Here is a 19,608-nt window from a genome sequence, read left to right as displayed (position 1 = left end):
ACGGAAATGCAGAATAAATATCCACTGTGGAAAAATATTGCGTTAGTTGTGTTGGCGGTGCTAGGGCTAATCTATGCCATTCCTAATTTATATAGTGAAGATCCCGCGGTTCAGATCACTTCTCAATCGCCCGTCGATGAACAACAACTGGCTGAGCAGGTTGAAACTATATTAAAGGACGCCAACCTACCCTATAGTTCAATGAATATAGGTACAGATAGCATAGAGCTACGTTTTAAAACAACCGATACTCAATTACTGGCTCGCGATGCAATTAAAAGCAGTCTTGGTTCGGATTATACTGTTGCTTTAAACCTGGCAGCGGCCACTCCCGAATGGCTTCGCAAAATTGGTGCAGAGCCAATGAAGCAAGGGCTGGATTTAAGAGGCGGGGTTCATTTTTTACTGGAAGTGGATGTTGATAGCGTCATAGCACGCCGTTATGAAGGCCTGATGAAAAATATCGGCCAGAATTTGCGTGAAGCCGGCATTCGCTATAACGGAATACGCTATCAGCCAGATACTGGAGTTACCATACGTTTTCGTTCTGCTGATGTGGTGGAGAGTGCAGCGGCTGAAATTAAGGACAAGTTACCAGGAATTGTCGTTAGCAAATTAAAAGAAGGTTTTGGTTTAACCGTCGCTTTATCTCCAACAGAATTGAACAGCATCCGTCAGAATACCATTGAACAGACAATGGGTATTTTGCGAAATCGCGTCAATGAATTGGGAGTAGGCGAAGCGGTAGTTCAGCAGCAGGGCGCTACTCGCGTGGCCGTAGATCTTCCCGGAATTCAGGATGCTGCCAGAGCCAAACAAATTCTTGGCGGTACTGCGACTTTGCAATTCTATTTGGTCGATCAGGAGCATGATGCGCAGGTCGCCAAGCAAACTGGTGCTATACCGGTTAATAGTAAACTCTATATGATGGATGGGCAGCCCATTCTTCTGAAACGCCAGGTGGTTTTAAGCGGTGATTCAATTACTTCTGCGGTTTCAAGCTTTGATCAGCAAACGGCTAGTCCTTCTGTGCAGATCCAGTTGGGAGGTGGCGGCGAAAGTCTGTTCACCAAGATTACCCGTGAAAATATTGGCAAACGCATGGCGATTGTTTATGTCGAAACCAAAACATCGACTCAGACAGTTGATGGTGTCGTCAAACGGATTAACCGCCGTGAAGAGAGGGTAATCAGTGCGCCGGTTATTCAGAATGCCTTGGGTAACAATTTCCAGATCACTGGTTTAACAGACAGTAAAGAGGCCAGTAATTTAGCCCTTTTACTAAGAGCAGGCGCTTTACCCGCGGTAATTTATCCCGTTGAAGAACGTACTGTAGGACCTTCATTGGGCAAAGAAAACATTAAACGCGGCCTGGTTTCCCTGGAAGTGGGAATGGGATTGATTCTCATACTGATGCTGGTGTACTACCATTTCTTCGGATTGGTAGCCAATATCGCATTGTTTCTGAATCTCATCCTTTTAAGCGCCTTGTTATCATTGATAGGCACCACTTTGACCCTGCCGGGTATTGCCGCTTTCGTACTGACAGTGGGTATGGCTGTCGATGCCAACGTATTAATCTACGAGCGAATCCGGGAAGAACTGCGAAACGGTATGTCGCCACAGGCTGCTGTGTATGCCGGTTATGACCGGGCGTTTTCAACAATTATGGATGCCAACCTTACAACTCTGATTGTTGGGATCATCCTGTTTGCGATTGGCACCGGGCCTATTCGAGGCTTTGCGGTAATTTTATCGCTCGGGCTTTTGACTTCCATGCTGACCAGTATTACTTATACGCGTGCTATCGTGAATTGGTATTATGGTGGTCGCAATGTGAAAAAATTATCTATTGGTATTTAAGGCGAGGCAGAGATGGAATTTTTTAATCCAAATTCAAATGTCGATTTCATGGGAGCCAGGAAATGGACAGCGATCTTCTCGGCTCTCATTTTCATAATATCTATAGGTGCCCTGATTGTTAATGGTTTGAAATGGGGGCTTGATTTCACCGGTGGAACGCAAATTGAGGTCTCTTATGCGCAAGCGGCGGATTTAAATCAAATCCGCGATAATCTTTATAAAGAAGGATTTAAAGAAGCGCAGGTGGTCAGCTATGGCACATCCAAAGATGTATTGATTAGCATTGCTCCAAGAGCCGATATGGAACAATCCGTGCTGGTTGATAAGGTCATGTCGCAATTACCTGGAGCCACCAAACAGCGTGTGGATTTTGTCGGGCCGCAGGTTGGAGAGGAGCTGGCTACCAAAGGTGCACTGGCGATTTTGGTCTCCCTGTTAGCGACCATGATTTATATTGCAATGCGATTTGAATACCGTCTGGCAGTGAGCTCAGCGGTTGCCCTGATTCACGACCCGGTGTTAATTCTCGGTGTGTTCGCTCTGTTTGGCATTGAGTTTGACCTCAAGGCCCTGGCTGGCTTATTGGCTGTAATTGGCTACTCACTCAATGATACGATTGTCGTATTTGACAGGGTTCGCGAGAACTTTATTAAAATACGTCGCGCCAGCCCCCTGGAAATTATGAATATCTCTATCAATCAGACATTATCCAGAACAATCATGACCTCTTTGTTGACTTTATTCGTTGTGGTTGCTCTTTTTGTTTACGGTGGAGAAACGATTCATGGTTTCGCTCTGGCATTGATTATCGGTATTTTAGTGGGTACTTATTCTTCCATTTATGTAGCAGGCGCCCTGGCCGTTATGATGGGCCTTGATAGAAAAGACTTTCTGCCCTCTCAGCGCAAAGAACTCGATGATCGCCCCTAGCTATGGGTGATCTCAACAGCTGAAGGAGTATGTTATTCTTAATAACCTAGGATGGGACTTCAGATGAAAAAAGCTGATTTGGAACAATTTACCAAAAACTATTATAAAAACGTCGGTTATGGAAGATATTTGTTCAGGAGTGAAAAAAAGATGGCTGTCCTTAATGAGTTTGTTGACTCACTTAAGGACAATGTGGATTTGACTTCTGAACAAATACACAGGCTGGCTGAATTACTGCTTACCAAACTCAAACCTCATGAAGCTAAGCTGATTGAATTGGAAGCTAAGCTGGCTGAAGTTGATCAAAAGAAAGCGTCCGGAAAGAAATTACCCGATCCAAAAGCGGATTATAGTAAAAGTCTTGTTGCTTTTTGGGAAATGGCCAACCTGGTTTTTGGGCACTTCACAGTCCTTACCAAACTGGAAAATCAAAGAACATTAACAGAAGATGTTACACTACTGTGCGCAAAGCACCCGAATAACGCTCCTGAACTGGCTGATAAACTCATTGATCTTAATAATAAAGCCTGTCCTACCGCTTTTGTATTATTACCAGGTAAAATTGCCAAGGCGATCCCTGATCCGGAGAAATTATCGAAATTTTACGATCAAGCCTTTAAGAAGGCGGTTCCCGATGTCCTCTTTGCAAAATATATGGAAATACAAATCCTCTTGAGTGAAGCGAAGCTTGAGCTTGATCCAGCTGTTCTATTTGGCATTGACCGATCGGAAATAGTCGACGTTCAAGCCTTAATTAAAAAGATGATTGAGCTTTCTAATAGCGAAAAATGGGATATCCAGCCATACCTGACTTTAGCTTGTAAGAGTGGAAAACACAGTGCCGAGCTAAATAAAGCTTTGGCAGGTCTTTTTGCTTTGCGCTGCGAGGAAAGCACACAAAAAGCTCTTTTGGATCTCATGTTTGCTTATCCAGAGCATAGCGGAACTGTGTTGAAGATTGCAGAAGAGCTCCAGTGCAATAACTCATTAACAGAAGCATATGGTTCAGAACTCAGGAAATTTTATAATTTCGCTTCTAAGAATGCAGTTCCCGATGTTCTGTTTGCAAAATATCTGGATCTGCAAGTCATTTTAAGCGAAGCGAAGCTTGAGCTGGAGCCCGCTGTCCTGTTTGGAATTGAGAGTTCGGCAATAGTGAATGTTGAAGCCTTAACTCGAAAGATGGTTGAGTTTTCCAGTACTGAAAAATGGGATATCCAACCCTATCTGACATTAGCCTGCAAGAGTGGAAAACACAGTGCCGAGCTCCCTAAGGCTTTGGAAGGTCTTTTTGCACTGCGCTGTGAAGAAAGCTCGCATAAGGCTCTTTTGGATGTCATGTTCGCTTATCCTGAGCACAGTATGGCTGTGTTGAGGATTGCTGAAGAGCTCATGCGCAATAACTTATTAACAGAGAAATATTGTTCAGAGCTTGGAACTTTTAAAAAAGAACTTCCTTATTTTGCGAGGCTTTTAGGAAAATTAACTGGAAATAAAGATACACCCTCAGCAGAGAAAAAAGAGGGTTTATTAAATTCCGAAAATCTAGAACGACTCATCACAGAGTCCTGTCACGTAAAATCAATTCTGCAGGGCTGTCTGTATTTAGAAGCTGCCCAAAAGCTTGACCAGCATAATTTTGCATTGATTATGAAAAAGCCATGCGCCGCTCATGGACTTGCCGAGACCTTATGCGGAAAAGAATCCAGTGCGGGAGCAAGAGATAAAGGGCTGTTAAAGCTTATTGCGGCAGAAAGAAGAGAAGATCGGCGACAAAATCAGCTGAAGTCTGAAGAGGTAAAATCTTCTAAACCAGAAAGCGAAGCGAAATCCTCAACTGAGCAAATGCCTGCTAGAAGAACGCTAAGCTTCTTTAAGCTGATGGAAGAAGCATTGCTGGCTGCACCAATCTTAAATCAAGAGGAGAGCGCATCAGTCTCTAATATGAGCCCACAGTAGCATGCTTGCGAACGATTAGTTCAAGACGCTAGGAAACTCTTATTTGAGAGCTATCATTTCCGCGCGGGGTTGTTGCATAAATGAAGATGAGTGTATAAAAAACCGTCTTTGCGAGCGTTAGCGAAGCAATCCAGCTTCTAAGTTTGTTCAAGGTTTGATCTGGATTGCTTCACTGCGTTCACAAAGACGACAAGTTAGTTGATTCGTTTCTAGTTACGGAAAACGCCAGTGTGGGAATGACGCTATTGTACATGAGCGGATGGCTAATTTATTGGATACAATCAGTTCGGTTGCTGTCTGAATAATTTACGGGAATTTTATGAAAAGAATAGGGATGTTGATTTTACTCTTACCACTGGTTTTATTGCTTAATTCGCACTTGAAAGACGAGCCTTTTCCACCGGATGAAGAAGATATTCCTTGTTTTTCAAGCGCTGGAATAGAGGCTTAAGAGTAGAAGCATTGCGTGAGATTGCGCAATGCTCACTCAACGTTGTCATTGAACCAGCGTAGAGGAGCTGCGTGTTAAAGCAAGTTATTCGGCCAGAAGACCATCTATTTTGGCGGCACAGATAAAATCATTGGCAGTTAAGCCATTTAAAGCATGGGTCATAAAGGTTATATGGCAATAATTATAACCAACCTCAAGATCCGGATGGTGGTTTTCTACATTCGCTATCCAGGCAACGGCATTAACAAAGGCCATTGTTTCATAGAAATTATCGAAAGAGAAAGAACGTTTAATCGCCTGATGCTCATTAACAACCTGCCATCGTTCATGCAATTGGGAAAGTAAATTCAGGATTTGTTCCGCATTGAGGGTTTGCCCAATTCCTTCACAGGACTCACAGTGTTTTTGACGCAAATCATTAGTCATAAAGTCTCCTTATTGGCTGATAAACATGTCGGTAATGTAGCAAGCAGGCGTGCATTCTGTTCTTTTGTGCCAATACTTATTCTTAGATGATTGGGTAATGCATAAGGAACAAGCGGCCTTACGATGATACCATGCTGAAGCAGGGATTGGTAAACTGGTAATGCATTTTGCTTACAATCAATGGTTAAAAAATTACAGGCAGAGGGAAGACAGGACAAACCCAAATCACTAAATCCCGCGGCCAGTTGCTCCATGCCCTGCGCATTCACACTTAAGGTTTCTGCAACGAAGTTCTGATCAGCAAGCGCCTCAATGCCTGCCTGCATTGCGACCTGATTAACTGCAAAGGGTAGTTGAACTCGCAATAGCAACTGAATAATATCAGGATGGGCTATCGCATAACCAAGACGAAGCCCTGCCAGCCCATAGGCTTTCGAAAACGTACGGGTAATAATTAAATTGGGATATTGATTTAAAAATTGAAGTGCACCGGGCTGCCTGGCTGGATAGGCAAACTCATAATAGGCCTCATCAAGAACCACTATGGTAGAGCTTGGAATTGAAGCCATTAAGCGTCCGATTTCCTGCAAATCAAGCAGTAAACCGGTAGGATTATTCGGATTCGCAATAAAGATCAAGGCAGTATTGAGCGATGTGCGTTTGATTAATTCATCAATATTGACTTCCCATTCATTGAGCGCCGGAGATATAGAGGTCGGAATCCCCAGAGTTTGAGCCTGAATCTGATAAGAAATAAATGCGTGCTGATGCGTTAAAATCTCTTTTCCGCTGTGCAGGGCAAATGCAGTCATCACGGTATTAAAAAGCAAATCGGAACCATTGGACAAGGTCAGCATGGCTTCTTCAACGCCGAGATGATTCGCCAGTTGTTTTCTTAATGGATGGATACCTGGACTAGGGTAAGTCGCGATAGTCGTACTGCTTAGCTTTTCAAGTACATCCATGACATGCGGGCTGCAACCCAATGGGTTTTCATTACTGGCTAGTTTGATGATATTATCAATCCCTAGTTCGCGAGCAAGCTCCTCAATAGACTTACCCGGCACATAGGGATTAAGCGTTTTGATTCCTGGATGAGGAAGTGAGAAAAAATCACAGGCCAAAAGACTCTCCTTTTTCATGCCAAGAAAATATATTTACCCAAGTAAGCCTGAATTGCAACTCGTATACGCAGCCTGCCCAGATAGTACTGTCAGCAAAATATACTCTCCTGATAAAATAAAAACATATTGGAATTATATGTCCTACTTATTTAATAAGTTTAATACAGAGCCAAGAGGATCTGAGAAATATTAAGTCTTCTTATAAAAAATATTGAACAAGAGGGCTGAAAGAGATAATCTCTCCCTGCAAGTTTGACCCCGGGAATGTAAATGGAAATATACAAGGGATTTTCTTTGATAGAAGTGCTTATTGCCCTTTTTTTGGTTGGAGCAGGAGCGCTGGGTCTTATCTCAGTACTTTGGCAGAGTTCACATCGGCTCAATGAGTCGCTTGACCAATTTTCTCAATTCATTATCCGTGTCAACCAGCAGGAAGAAGGTGGCCTTTTATGCGCTTTCAGCAGGGGATAAGTCTCGTTGAGTTGCTCATCAGCTTATTTTTATCAAGTCTGTTATTGATGGTTCTCAACCAGCAATACATAAACACCCGGCAACAATACTATCACAGTCAAAATCTGCTTGAGAAAGAAAATGATCTGCTGATGCTCGTTCAGTTGCTGAGGGATAGTTCGCGGCGTGCAGGTTTTAGTCCCTGCGCAAATATCGCAAGTTTAATTAATCCTGGTTTGGAAACGATACACATTGATAACCGTAAAATGGAATTGCGTTTATCGAGGATGAATGAATCCTTTTCACGCCTGTTGGATGAGAATGGCAAAATCATTCTGCTTGAAAAAAATGAAACGATAAAAGCGGGACAGACAATTGTCATTGCTGATTGCTTTCATGCGGAAACTCGCCTGGTAAAAATGACCAGGTTTAATCATGTTGGCCAGTGGCTGGAACTGGATCGCGCACTCATTTATCAATATCTTGATCCTGTCTATGCAGGGCTCTGGATTCAGGAGCAATTTTCTGTAGAAAAACATACCCAGAATTCTTTTGCACTCTTTTACACTTTTAATAAAAAAGAAGAACTGAGCGGCATCATTGATGGAATCAAGACTGAACTGATTAGAAAAGGAGCCTATTGCTTTCTGAAAACAATGCTATTTTTAAAAAAAAGCAAAACAGTTGAATTATTGACGCGAGTCCGTGCCGTATGAAAAGCTCGCAGGGAATGATTCTAATCGTTTTTTCATTAATCTTAAGTTTTATTGCTTTACTGGTTATGGCTCAAAGCGAATCCTTATTTTTATTTTACAAAAATTTAGGACAGATGATTCATATTCAAAGCGAAATCCAGCTCCTGGAAGAGGAGGCCATCCGATTGCTAAAACAGAAAAATAGGACGTGTACAGTATTTGATCATGGAGCTAATGAAATTCTTCATCAGCTGCAATCCAGATCGGCATGCTGTATCATGCATGAGGAAAAAAAATACTGTTATTTGCTTGAAGATTTAGGGGAGTTTCCCTGTCTTCGGATCAAGAATAAATACCTGAGTCATCAGTGGCGAATTACACTAAGCGATAATGCATTACGGCCCTTAATCATACAGATTCGCTACGCTGAAGCAGTGCGCCCTCAACAATGCCTGGAAAATCAATCCAGGGTGATAGAGGAAGGAGTCCAAAGTTTAAGAATACTGTAAACGATGACTATCAGGATGCTGAGGGGCCATTTATCCCGCTGCTGATATCCACCAGCTGATCGCTATCCAGTACCTCAATCGCCTGTCTTGGTTTGGATTTATATTCATAGATTCCAAAGCTCAGGATTTTAAGTATTAATCGGGTAAATTTTTCAAAAGTACTGTGCAGTGAGGATAAAGAGGGTTTGTCCAAGACTGTATCTTGTACCGTTTTCTTTAAATCATCGCTATATTTAACCAGCAACAAGCCGGCATTATGCGTGTTGCCCGTTTCCAGAATGAACTTAATGCTATCATCCAATTCAGTTTGTGAGGCATTAAATTTAAGAAGGGCATGATTGATGTCTTTTAGTTGCTGTTGCTTTAGCGGATCGGAACTCTCTGGGTCAATTGAATTTTTAAATTGTTCCAGGCTATTAATTGCCTCCATTAGATTTTCATGCAGTTTCCTTAAGCGGGCAAGAGGGGGCAATTCGATATAGTTCATAACCGATTTTACTGCTGATGTAACGATCGGTTTATAATTTTTAGGACATTTGGATAAGTCATCAAGTTCCTTCTGATATTTAGGTAGTTCCCGTACAATGAGGTCCAGATGTGCCTGGTATTCACTACTAAAATAATCAAGATCTTCGAGGTCCTCGGTCACATTCCTGTATTTCATGGTGAGCGATTCGACTTCCACATAGACATCAGTGGTCAGATCAAGCAGGCTTACAAGGTTATTACCAAAAGTGCTTGCCTGGGTGGCAGAACGAAATAATTTAGGGGCATATTCCTTTGTCAATTCAAGCACACAGGCTCGCCACATTTGCGCCTGCTCCCGATTTTGAAAATGGAGTTTGGCTGGATAAATTGATTTGAGTTGGGTAAGCACTTCCTCAACGCTCTCCCGATTTACAGCCACGGAGGGTTTTCTCTTTTGAATTGTCTCAACAATTTTATCTTGAAGCTCATTAGCCAGATTAATAACCTGACATATGGCTTGTGCTGTAATAGGCAAGCTTAGGGCAGCGTTAATCGCTGTGATTAAATCTTCAAATTCATCGAGAACCAATTTATCGCTCAAGGGACCTGGCATACCGGGGGTTGTAGTTTCTTTTTCAGATTCAGGAGCCGGGCTGATAAGTTCCAAATCAAAAACAGGAGCCGTTAAAAGTTCATCCTGCTCTCCACTATTAGAGGAAATTTTTTCTTCTGCCGGAATCGAAGATAAATCAATCACGGTCAACTCAGGGAGAGGGGCTGGCACACTGAGGTCTTGTGAGCGAGCTGGTTGAGATGAAGGATTGCTATTAAAAAAAGAAGCCCGTGGCAAGGGAGGGGAGGACGGCATTACTCTGATTAACTCCTCCTCTTCTGCTTTTTGGACTGATTGAGTCCCAGGTACGTTTATCTGAACAGGCTCCATGAGTGAATTGACAATTTCATTCAATTGGGAGATGCCCTGTAAAATATAGGGCTTACCCTGTTCCCGAAGTCTTAGGCAGTTTTTTACTGAAGCGATTATTTCCGGGGAGTATTCACCAATAAAATCAGGCACCTGAGTGATTAACTCTAATAATAATGAGTCAGGTTCCGGATTGATAATCTGAATAGCTATTTCTTTAGGAACCGCATTGATTAGCGTTGCATATTTTGATAGTTGCAGAGCGAGTACATCGAGGAATTCAATTTCATTTTTCCTGTCAAGCCCTGTTGACACTGACTCGTACATCCTCCGGACGTGTTGTTTGAGTAAATCCAAACCCATTCGGGTCACACTGGGGTTATCTTTCAAAAGCCGAACCACAGATCCTAGTCTTGAATCAGCTTCTTTTTCATAGTCCACACGGTCAAGCTTATTATCGGTTCTTTCCCAGTGCCCGCCATTGCCTGCTCCTCCAATATCCCCTTCATGATAAACGTCAATTAATCCAACCGGATCCTGCAATGCGATATGCGGAAGGGTTTTGGGGGATTCCTTGGCTCTGTGATAAGTAAACATAATTCCCAAAGGGGCTGCGACAAAGGTTGAAATTTCATGGGGGCCAGCGGAATGAAAACGATTTTGTAATTCGGGAACAGGTTCAGACATCTTCCGTATATAAGCTTCCAATCCGGCTTTATCTTCAAAAAAGGCAGGTAATTCGTGATCAACTTTCATTGAATCAGCCATAAATTGACGTAATACGGGTCCTAAGATGATTTGCTGGTCGAAAGGATTATATTGCCGTAAAAGTTCCGCGAGCTCTGGCCAGGATATTTCTTTTCCTTCAAGATAGGTAGCTGCAAACGTCTGTTTCAGACGCTCATAGTTGACATCATCCTGAGGGCGGCTGTAACTGCCGTCGCTGCCCCGTTTCAAGCACTCCTGAACAATTTCAGGGGTTAGAAAATGCATTGGACAGTTATTCAGTAAGGCAGAAATTTTTGGATAGGCCATTTTCTTTTCTAAATTTAAACATATGTTATAAAAATAACACAGATATGAGGTTTCTATCAACTAGTGTCTGATTAATAGGCAGTAATAAATCGTGACAAATCTGTAAAGAATTTCGTTATGAAGATAACATCATTTGGGAGAAAAAATTGAGAGAGGGATTCCCGCATAGCGGGAATCTGGTTTAATTACTGTGAGGTTTTATTTCCACTGTTAGTTGTGGTTTGATTGGTGGAAGGCACGCTTTGTTGCCCAGAACCTATTTGTCTGGGTGAGGCGATCATCTGCATGATACCCAGATCACCTGTAATTTTACGTCCAATGACTAGGTAAACAGAGAGAGGCTGAGTCAGCTTTTCTTTGTCATTCTGGTAGACTACCTGCAATGGGAAGGTGATTTTCCATTGGTTATCTTTACTCTCTACTACTTGTTCCTGGCCATCGATCATACTGCTGACCATTAATTTTTGGGCTTTGATGGCTTCCAGGTTGCCTGATTTGGTCAATGCATCATTGAAACTTTGCCAACCCTGATCGGTATAGCAATTTTTCAGAGATGCAAGTTGCTGATCAACGGTATTAAAATCCAGATCAAACGATTGTTGTAATGCTTTTGCTGCCCATTTAATCACAAGCGATTGCTCAATTTGGGTAGTTTCTGCAGGTATGCGGTAATTGCAATCAATGACCTGAGGCTGAGCAGTTGCAGGAATTGTTGTGGTCTGGGTTGTTTGTCCAGCGGGAACGACTGTGGGTTTCACAGATGTATTGACCGGATTCGCTGTGTTCGCTGCAGGAGTTGTCTGGGTTGTTGTCTGGCTGGGTGTTTGAGTAGTGGTCGTGGTGGTTTGAGTTTTGATTGTGGCAGGTGTTGTCGCCTGTTTTGTCTGGGTTGTACTGCCGGACTGACCACTTTGAGTCTGTGTGGCGGCCCCAGACTGGCCAGCTTGCCCATTCTGATTTTGGGTTGCTGCGGCGGGCTGACTGGTTTGACTGCCTTGATTTTGAGTAGTTGTATCCGGTTGAGTTGTTTGTGCGGCTACAGGCTGAGTTAAAATAGCAGCAGGTTTGTTATCGGCATGCGCAGTCGCACACATTATAGATAACACACTACCACACAACACTAATTTATTCATTGGTTGACTCCTTGCAATAAAATTCACAACTTAAAGACCATTAATTGTTCGCTCTGATTTCAATTAATCCATCTTTTCAATATCAACAGACGTTTAATCAACAGGTTAGATTACTATCTTACAATTCATGAATTTACGCAACCAGCGCAGATGATCCTGAATAAAATTAATGCTTTCAAACTGAGCTTTCAAGATAGTATTAACAAAACCAGAGACCTGTTATCATTTCCTCTATTTAAAATTGACAGAGCTGCTGCGGTTTAATTTGTCAATCCCTGAATAGTAGCGGCCTGGCAGTAAGGATAACTATGTTTTTAATTACCGGAGGCGGCACTGGTATTGGACGTGCCCTGGCTATTGCACTGACTGAACGACAAAAAGAAGTCCTGATTGTGGGGCGGCGAATCGATGTGCTTGAATCAACAGCCAGCCTCTCAGAGCGAATTTCATTTTTTCAATGTGATGTCTCCAAGGCCCGGGAGCGTCAGCGTCTGGTGGATCATTTAGAGACCAAGGGCAATCTGGAAGGTCTGGTGCACAATGCTGGAGTGATTACACCGATTCAGCCAGTTCAAACTGTCAGTGAAGTTGACTGGAACCGCTTTATTAAGACTAATTTAAATGCACCACTTTTTTTATCTCAATTACTCCATCATAAACTGAGCCAGGGGCGAGTACTGCATATCGGTTCAGGCGCCGCCTATTTTCCAGTTGCCGGATGGGCAGGCTATTGCGTATCTAAAGCAGCATTGGCTATGCTGACGCGCTGCTGGCAATTAGAAGAGAAAGGGGTTGCTTTCGCCAGTGTAATGCCGGGTATTATTGACACGCCTATGCAGGAAATTATTCGTGAAGCCAGTCACATGGAAAATGAAAAGCAAAGTTTTTTTAAATCTCTGAAGGCGGAACAGCGACTGCTTGAGCCCTCTACAGTGGCTCTGTTTTTGACATGGCTGCTAATCGATGTTCCTAAAGAGGAATATATTGCGCAGGAGTGGGATATTTATGACACAAGTCATCACTCTGCCTGGTTAAAATCTCCTCATATCGTACCTCACTGGGAGTAATATGAGTCTCACCATTTTAAAAAATGCTTTGACCCTTGATTCGGATGGATCGGAAAGGGGCGGACAGTCAATTGTTATTTCGCAGGATAAAATTGCCTGGTGTGGAAAAGATGAACTGCTTCCTGTGGAATTTCAGCGCATTGATGCCTTGATTGAGGATTGTCAGGGGCAGCTGATTACTCCCGGTCTCATTGATTGCCATACGCATCTTGTATATGCCGGCGATCGCTCCAGAGAATTTCAGCGAAAACTCGAAGGTGCCAGTTATGCGGATATTGCCAGAGAAGGCGGAGGCATTGTCTCCACGGTGATGCAGACTAGAAGGGCCTCGCTGGACGAACTGATTGAACAGTCCTTGCCTCGCCTGCTTGCCTTGCGCTCAGAAGGCGTTACCAGCGTTGAAATCAAATCGGGCTATGGCCTTGATCTGGACAATGAAATTAAAATGCTGAAAGCGGCAAGGCAGCTGCAGACTTTCAGCGGAATGCGGATTAAAACCAGCTTTCTGGGTGCGCATGCAGTGCCTGTCGAATATAAACACAATGCACAGGCTTATGTGGATTATTTATGTGCAGAGGTGCTTCCTGCTGTGGCCGACCAGGGGTTGGCTGATGCGGTCGATGTATTTTGTGAATCCATTGGTTTTAATCTTGCTCAAACAGAGCAAATATTCAATGCTGCGAACCACTATAAGATTCCGCTCAGATGCCATGCGGAACAGCTTTCCAATCTGGGTGCAAGCAGACTGGCCGCGAACATGAAGGCTTTATCCTGCGATCATCTTGAATATCTGGAGGAGGAGGGGGCAAGAGCTTTAGGAGAAAACGGTACTGTCGCAGTTCTGTTGCCGGGTGCTTATTATTTCCTTGCAGAGAAAAGAAAGCCGCCGGTAAAGCTTTTACGTCAGCATGGGGTGGATATTGCTATTGCAACGGATTGTAATCCAGGCTCATCACCAACAGCGTCGTTATTGCTCATGATGAGTATGGCTTGCCGTTTCTTTTCCTTAAGCATTCCGGAAGTACTCAAAGCCGTTACAGTAAATGCAGCAAAAGCCTTGGGTATTCATCAGGAAACTGGCATACTTGCCCCTGGTTTTGCCGCGGACCTTGTTCGCTGGTCAGTAAAAGAGAGTGCTTCCCTGTGTTATTATTTTGCTTACCCTCTTCCTCACAGCACAATGATTGGCGGAAAATGGTTAAAGCAGTAGAGGAGTCGTTATGAAAAAAATAGTACAAATACTGATGTTATTAACTCTAATGACTGGCGGCGTTTTTAACGCACTGGCATCGGTAAAAACAGTCACCATCAAGCAGGAAGATGAAAAGCTGGTTTTGGATATTAACTACCCTCAGGGCTATGCCAGCAACACAATAAACAAACCTGTTCAGGATTTTATTAGTAAGCAAAAGGAAGCCATTTTAGAGATAAACAAACAGGATAATTTATCTGCCGATATCCCTGGCAAAAATGGATTATACATTAATTATCAAACCAAGTTTTCCAATGCCAGTATTCTGAGTCTTTTATTTAATGTCTCAAGCAATATGAGAGGAGCAGCTCATCCTTCCCAAAGCATTAAGACATTCAACTTTTTTAATGGGCAAGAGATTAGTCTGGATTCACTGTTTAAACCGGAGAGTGACGCACTCAATCAAATCGCTAAATTCTGTCATGATCATTTCGTCAAGCAAGGAAAGGCAGATGAAAACTGGATTAATGAAGGAACGAAACCCACAGCTGAAAATTATAAAAGCTGGTATTTCACCAGGTCTGGAGTAATGATTGTGTTTGATACCTATCAGGTTGCAGCCTATGTCTATGGACCGCAAAAAGTCCTGATTCCCTATTCAATGCTTAAGTCCTGGATTAAACCGGAAATTGCCAAGGCTGCCTGGGGTAATGCATGACCAAGTCTGTTGTGAAAGAAATAAAAGAGCCCTATATAGCTGAGTTAACACTCCGCAGTATTTTGCTGGCGGTATTACTGACTGTATTACTGGCTATGTCCAATGCCTATCTGGCATTGAAGCTGGGGATATTGACCTCCGCGTCCATTCCTGCCGCTATTATTTCAATGGGTATTTTACGATTTTTTAAAAATGCAACCATTCTAGAAAATAATGCGGTACAAACGGCTGCTTCGGCAGGTGAGGCGGTTGCAGGAGGTATCGTTTACACCATTCCCGCATTAGTTATTATCCATTACTGGCATCATTTTGATTACATTAACAACTTCATGATTGCAGCCTGCGGTGGTATTTTGGGAGTACTTTTTTCAATCCCCTTACGCCGGGTACTGGTTAATGAACCGGTTTTGAAATTCCCGGAGGGCCGGGCAATTGCCGAGGTGTTAAAATCTTCAAGAAGCTCTGGTATCCGCGATATCTTTTTGGGTGGGGCTATTGGCGGCTTAATTGAATTATTGCAGGTTGGCTTTAAACTGATTGCCAGCAGTTGGAGTGTCTGGTTTGTTGCCAGGCGTTCTCTTTTTGGTTTTGGTGCCGGATTTTCTGCCACTATGATTGGTGCCGGTTATCTGGTCGGCTTTGAAATGGCTATCAGTATTTTTATCGGCTCGGTGGTATCCTGGTTAATTGCTTTGCCAATTGTGAGTCGATTTTATCCCGAGTTTCTACACCAATATCCGGTTGAGCAGGCAGCGGCTTTTCTCTGGGATAGCGAAATGCGCTACTTAGGAATTGGTGCTATGCTTTTCGCCGGTGTATGGACTTTCCTGAAGCTTATCAGGCCATTGGCCAAAAGTATTGCTGTCTCCTTTGATGCCTTTGTCACCAAGAACCGTAAGGATAGCTTCCTTCCCCGAACGGATCGCGATATTCCTTTGCCGTTTTTATTAATCGGGATCATGCTGATGTCGGGCATCCTGTTTTTCTTTTTTCAGTATATTTTTCCTACTGAAGCAGTCGGGTTTTCAGAAGATTCGGCTCCCGGTCTGGCATTCGCAGCGGTTTTATACGTTCTTATCGTTGGATTTTTATTTTCGGTAATGACTGGTTATTTTTCAGGTATGGTAGGTGTAACTGCCAGTCCCGGTAGCTCTGTTGTGATTGCCGGAATGTTATTTGCTGCCTGGGTATTATTGACATTTATCAATAAGATGCTCCCCTTGCCTTTTACCGAGGATCAGATTAAAGCGGCTGAAGCGATAACTATCATTATTGGCTCCATTGTGACGGGTATTGCTGCAATTGCCAATGATAACACTCAGGATTTGAAAGTGGGTCAGCTGGTTGGCGCAACCCCATGGCGTCAGCAGGTGATGCTGCTTTTAGGGGTTATCGTTTCCGCATTAGTCATCCCTCCTGTAATGCAGCTGCTATTTGATGTATACGGCATTGCCGGTGTAATGCCCCATGAAGGAATGGACCCGGCACAATCCTTACCCGCACCGACTGCCGCATTAATGGCTGCCATTACCGAAGCAGTTTTCAGAAATACGTTGCCCTGGGCGATGATGCTAATAGGTTCTGCCATCATTGTGGCGATTATCATTATTGACAAATTGTTTAGAATTCATCGCATAATTCGCTTGTCAATTCTGGGTATAGCTATCGGGATGTACCTTCCTATTGCTTCTTCATTTCCTCTGTTTTTAGGCGGCCTGATTTACATGCTGGTTCAATGGTCCTTAAAACGCAGAAAGATAAATGAAGAAGAAAAGAAAGAACGTAAACAAATCGGAATTCTTCTGGCCTGCGGACTTGTAGCAGGTTCGGCCATTGTCGATGTATTACTGGCGGTGCCATTCTCTTTATTACACTCCCCGGATGCCTTAAAACTGGTGGGGGAGGGGTGGCATAATTATGGAGTCGCCTTGGGAGTTCTCTCGACAATCCTGCTGGCTTTATGGATTGAACGCCGGGTTTGCCGCTCTGAAAAAAGTGATTGAATATGGATAAGTCCTTGCTTCTGGGGTTAAGCAAATTTCAACTCGATACTCCTTGTTTGCTCATCGATAAGCAAAAGCTTGAGCTTAATCTTTTGACGATGCGCGACCATTGTATAAAACAGGGCATTCATTTAAGGCCACATTGTAAAACCCATAAATCGTCTTCGCTGGCACAGCTGCAAATCGACTATGGCGCTATTGGTGTTTGCGTGGCCAAAGTGAGTGAAGCCCTGGTGCTGGCATCTAAAGGCCTTTCTAATATTCTGATTACATCGCCGGTAGTTACCAGGCATAAAATTCAGCGCTTAATGGAATGCCATCAGCTTTGCTCTGATTTGTACATTGTGGTGGATAATAAAGAGAATATCGAGCAGCTCAATGAGGCTGCTCAAACCTGCGGTAAAGTGTTATCAGTTCTGATTGATATCAATTCCGGCATTGGTCGAACGGGAGTGAATGCCAGTGATGCTTTGTCACTAGGTCAGTTTGTCCAGGGGATGCCTTGGCTGCGCTTAGCTGGAATCCAATGTTACGCGGGAAATTTACAACATATAGCAGTTTATGAGGAACGTAAAAACAAGTCGCTGGCGGTCATGGAAATGGCTAGTGAACTGGTTCGTCAATTTAGAAAAGCGGGATTGCCTTGTGAGATTTTGACCGGTACGGGAACTGGCACTTTCGACATTGATTGCCAGGCTTCTGAGGTCACAGAGATTCAACCGGGGTCTTATACAGTCATGGATGTGCAGTATAGTGAAATCGGCTCAGCGACTGGGAAGCACTTTTTACCGGCGATGACTCTGCTCACCACAGTTATCAGCAGTAATCAAAACTCGCATGTGACTGTTGATGCAGGTACTAAAGCCTTGTATGTCGATCGCTGTAAACCTCTCATCATTAATCGCTCAAATTTGGAATACGACTGGGCAGGTTTCGGTGATGAACATGGTCGTGTTTCTTCTTCAGGCAATGCGCCGCTGCCGAAAAATGGCGAGGTTCTGGAATTAATTGTTCCACATTGCGACCCCACTATCAATCTGCATGATTATTTTTATATTATTGAGAATGATGTTGTAATAGATGTCTGGGAAATTGATATGCGGGGGAAAGTTCAGTAGAAGTACCCTTATTGTGTGAGGGCGGCTTGTACTACTTGTAGGGGGAGGATCTCTCAATCACCCGTGAGCAATCGGCGTTGTTACAAAAACCGTCTTTGCGAGCATTAGCGAAGCAATCCAATTCCTTACTTTGTTCAGGTTTCGATTTGGATTGCTTCACTTTGTTCGCAAAGACGATAGGTTAGTTATAGTCATGAGGAGCGCTTTTTCATCGCCTCAGTTGCTTTAATCAATTCCCTGGTTACATTAATTTCCATAGCCGAGTGGCCTGAGCTGTCAGCAAAAATCAATTGAGAGTTCGGCCAGGCCTGATGCAATTCAAATGCGGTGCGTGCCCGGGTGACCGTGTCATAGCGTCCATGAACGATAATCAGGGGTAAATGATTGATTTTGTCGATGTTATCCAGGAGCTGATTCTCTTCCAGGAAAAAATGATGTTCGTTATAATAAATGAAGGTTCTGGCAATCCCTAGCACAAGTTGATCATCGCTTAGAAACGCATCTAATTGCTTTTTACCCAGCTTGATAAACGAACAAATCAAATCATATTTCATCAGTGCTTTCGCCGCTGGTAAAGCGACACTGGCATCAGAATCCATCACCAGCTGGTAATAGGCATTTCCTAAATTATGCTGTTGGTCCCTGGGGATGAAATCATTAAACTCCTGCCAGGCATCAGGAAAAGTATCGCGCATTCCATACAACAATTGCTCACTTTCACGCTGACGCGCGAGAAAAATCCCCCGCAAGACAAAACCGGTTACCTTATCAGGATGCGCTTCGCCATAAGCCAGCGCCAGTGCACTGCCCCAGGAGCCGCCAAATACCAGCCATTGATTAATATTCAGGTGAGTTCGTAAGCGCTCAAGATCTGCGATTAAGTCCTGGGTGGTATTTTCACGCATTTCTCCAAAAGGTCTTGAGCGTTTGGCGCCTCGCTGATCCAGCAAAATAATGCGCCAGTAAGCGGGATCGAAATAACGCATGTCATTTTCACCGCATCCGGCACCAGGCCCCCCGTGTAATACTATAACGGGCTTCCCATTGGGATTGCCATACTCGGCATACCATAGTTTATGCAGGCTGCCAGTAGCAAGATAATCTTCATGAAAGGGTTTGATAGCAGGATATAAATAGCTTTCCTGAGCAGTACTATTCGCCATATGCTTTGAATTCCATTGATAAGCGGCCGTCAGAAGAATGGCCGCTAAAATAACACCAAAAACTATACGAGACATTTATTATCCTCGAGGCGAATCTTTACCTGAAATCGTAGGTCGGGCGCTTCGCTCGACATTTCTTTTTCGTTGCATATTCAAGCATGCAGTAATTTTATCAATAGAGGTTCCATCCTTCTTTGGAATAATACCATCTCATCTGTTTGATTTTGATGAAAATCCAACGTCGGGCGAAGCGCCCATAGCCGTCAGGCTAAGGAAAATATTTTTGTTTAACAGATTGAATAAATTGAAAAAAGAGCTAGAGTACCCTTTAAATTTTTTCCGGGCAGGAATAAACAAAGGGACTCTATGCTGTTGGATACCA

At 43.4% G+C, this 19,608-nt stretch carries 17 protein-coding genes; 12 read left to right on the top strand and 5 right to left on the bottom strand.

The genetic code is table 11. From position 1 onward, the window contains the following. Positions 1-6 precede the first annotated feature (6 nt). The 4 genes from secD to B1207_RS16135 all read left to right on the top strand — a co-directional run bounded on the left by secD (position 7) and on the right by B1207_RS16135 (position 5,203). The gene (secD, locus tag B1207_RS05685) at positions 7-1,863 is read left to right on the top strand and encodes a protein translocase subunit SecD (protein ID WP_112219035.1); all 1,857 of its coding nucleotides are present in this window, start codon (positions 7-9) and stop codon (positions 1,861-1,863) included. A gap of 12 nt (positions 1,864-1,875) precedes the next feature. Beyond that, on the top strand, positions 1,876-2,793 hold the full coding sequence (gene secF / locus B1207_RS05680) for a protein translocase subunit SecF (protein ID WP_112219034.1): 918 nt from the start codon (positions 1,876-1,878) through the stop codon (positions 2,791-2,793). Between the two features lie 63 nt (positions 2,794-2,856). Then, positions 2,857-4,752, top strand: a complete 1,896-nt coding sequence (locus B1207_RS05675) for a hypothetical protein (protein WP_146740021.1) — start codon at positions 2,857-2,859, stop codon at positions 4,750-4,752. 319 nt (positions 4,753-5,071) lie between these two features. Next, positions 5,072-5,203, top strand: a complete 132-nt coding sequence (locus tag B1207_RS16135; RefSeq protein WP_301182685.1) for a hypothetical protein — start codon at positions 5,072-5,074, stop codon at positions 5,201-5,203. Positions 5,204-5,287: 84 nt separating this feature from the next. Here B1207_RS16135 and B1207_RS05670 read toward each other — a convergent pair whose 3' ends face one another. Together B1207_RS05670 and hisC are read right to left on the bottom strand one after the other, a co-directional pair. Next, positions 5,288-5,629: a 4a-hydroxytetrahydrobiopterin dehydratase gene (locus tag B1207_RS05670; protein WP_058508863.1), complete on the bottom strand. Its 342-nt coding sequence runs from the start codon at positions 5,627-5,629 to the stop codon at positions 5,288-5,290. Further along, the gene (hisC, locus tag B1207_RS05665) at positions 5,626-6,753 is read right to left on the bottom strand and encodes a histidinol-phosphate transaminase (protein ID WP_112219269.1); all 1,128 of its coding nucleotides are present in this window, start codon (positions 6,751-6,753) and stop codon (positions 5,626-5,628) included. Before hisC ends, B1207_RS05670 begins: the two co-directional genes overlap by 4 nt. A gap of 270 nt (positions 6,754-7,023) precedes the next feature. Here hisC and B1207_RS05660 point away from each other — a divergent pair, with 270 nt between their 5' ends. Genes B1207_RS05660 through B1207_RS05650 form a run of 3 tightly spaced genes read left to right on the top strand, consistent with a single transcriptional unit; the run spans position 7,024 to position 8,407 of the window. Continuing rightward, positions 7,024-7,224, top strand: coding sequence for a type IV pilus modification PilV family protein (locus B1207_RS05660; protein ID WP_112219032.1), 201 nt, complete (start codon positions 7,024-7,026; stop codon positions 7,222-7,224). Continuing rightward, complete coding sequence (locus B1207_RS05655; protein WP_112219031.1) at positions 7,203-7,919, top strand: prepilin-type N-terminal cleavage/methylation domain-containing protein; 717 nt, start codon at positions 7,203-7,205, stop codon at positions 7,917-7,919. Before B1207_RS05660 ends, B1207_RS05655 begins: the two co-directional genes overlap by 22 nt. Continuing rightward, the gene (locus B1207_RS05650; RefSeq protein WP_112219030.1) at positions 7,916-8,407 is read left to right on the top strand and encodes a hypothetical protein; all 492 of its coding nucleotides are present in this window, start codon (positions 7,916-7,918) and stop codon (positions 8,405-8,407) included. The genes B1207_RS05655 and B1207_RS05650 overlap by 4 nt, the downstream gene beginning before the upstream one ends. A gap of 10 nt (positions 8,408-8,417) precedes the next feature. Here the strand turns inward: B1207_RS05650 and B1207_RS05645 are convergent, their stop codons facing one another. Together B1207_RS05645 and B1207_RS05640 are read right to left on the bottom strand one after the other, a co-directional pair. Continuing rightward, on the bottom strand, positions 8,418-10,832 hold the full coding sequence (locus B1207_RS05645; RefSeq protein WP_112219029.1) for a hypothetical protein: 2,415 nt from the start codon (positions 10,830-10,832) through the stop codon (positions 8,418-8,420). Between the two features lie 185 nt (positions 10,833-11,017). Continuing rightward, positions 11,018-11,965, bottom strand: a complete 948-nt coding sequence (locus tag B1207_RS05640; protein WP_253255790.1) for a DotI/IcmL family type IV secretion protein — start codon at positions 11,963-11,965, stop codon at positions 11,018-11,020. A 308-nt stretch (positions 11,966-12,273) separates the two neighbouring features. On the opposite strand from B1207_RS05640, the gene B1207_RS05635 reads away from it, so the two are divergent. Genes B1207_RS05635 through B1207_RS05615 form a run of 5 tightly spaced genes read left to right on the top strand, consistent with a single transcriptional unit; the run spans position 12,274 to position 18,063 of the window. Continuing rightward, complete coding sequence (locus tag B1207_RS05635; protein WP_112219028.1) at positions 12,274-13,032, top strand: SDR family NAD(P)-dependent oxidoreductase; 759 nt, start codon at positions 12,274-12,276, stop codon at positions 13,030-13,032. Position 13,033: 1 nt separating this feature from the next. Next, positions 13,034-14,242, top strand: coding sequence for an imidazolonepropionase (gene hutI, locus B1207_RS05630; protein WP_112219027.1), 1,209 nt, complete (start codon positions 13,034-13,036; stop codon positions 14,240-14,242). A 10-nt stretch (positions 14,243-14,252) separates the two neighbouring features. Continuing rightward, positions 14,253-14,942, top strand: coding sequence for a DUF3298 and DUF4163 domain-containing protein (locus tag B1207_RS05625; RefSeq protein WP_112219026.1), 690 nt, complete (start codon positions 14,253-14,255; stop codon positions 14,940-14,942). Then, entirely contained in the window at positions 14,939-16,945 is a 2,007-nt protein-coding gene (locus B1207_RS05620; protein WP_112219025.1) for an OPT family oligopeptide transporter, read from the top strand. The genes B1207_RS05625 and B1207_RS05620 overlap by 4 nt, the downstream gene beginning before the upstream one ends. A 2-nt stretch (positions 16,946-16,947) precedes the next feature. Further along, positions 16,948-18,063 carry a DSD1 family PLP-dependent enzyme gene (locus B1207_RS05615; RefSeq protein WP_112219024.1) on the top strand — a complete coding sequence of 372 codons (1,116 nt, stop codon included), beginning with the start codon at positions 16,948-16,950 and terminating at the stop codon, positions 18,061-18,063. A gap of 191 nt (positions 18,064-18,254) precedes the next feature. Here the strand turns inward: B1207_RS05615 and pip are convergent, their stop codons facing one another. Next, positions 18,255-19,301, bottom strand: a complete 1,047-nt coding sequence (gene pip / locus B1207_RS05610) for a prolyl aminopeptidase (RefSeq protein WP_112219023.1) — start codon at positions 19,299-19,301, stop codon at positions 18,255-18,257. Positions 19,302-19,608 lie beyond the last annotated feature (307 nt).

Origin of the sequence: Legionella quinlivanii (assembly GCF_003265995.1) — a bacterium.
Classification (GTDB): domain Bacteria; phylum Pseudomonadota; class Gammaproteobacteria; order Legionellales; family Legionellaceae; genus Legionella_C; species Legionella_C quinlivanii_A.
The sequence above is the reverse complement of the archived record's forward strand: the minus strand, read 5'-3'. Positions and strand labels throughout refer to the sequence as shown.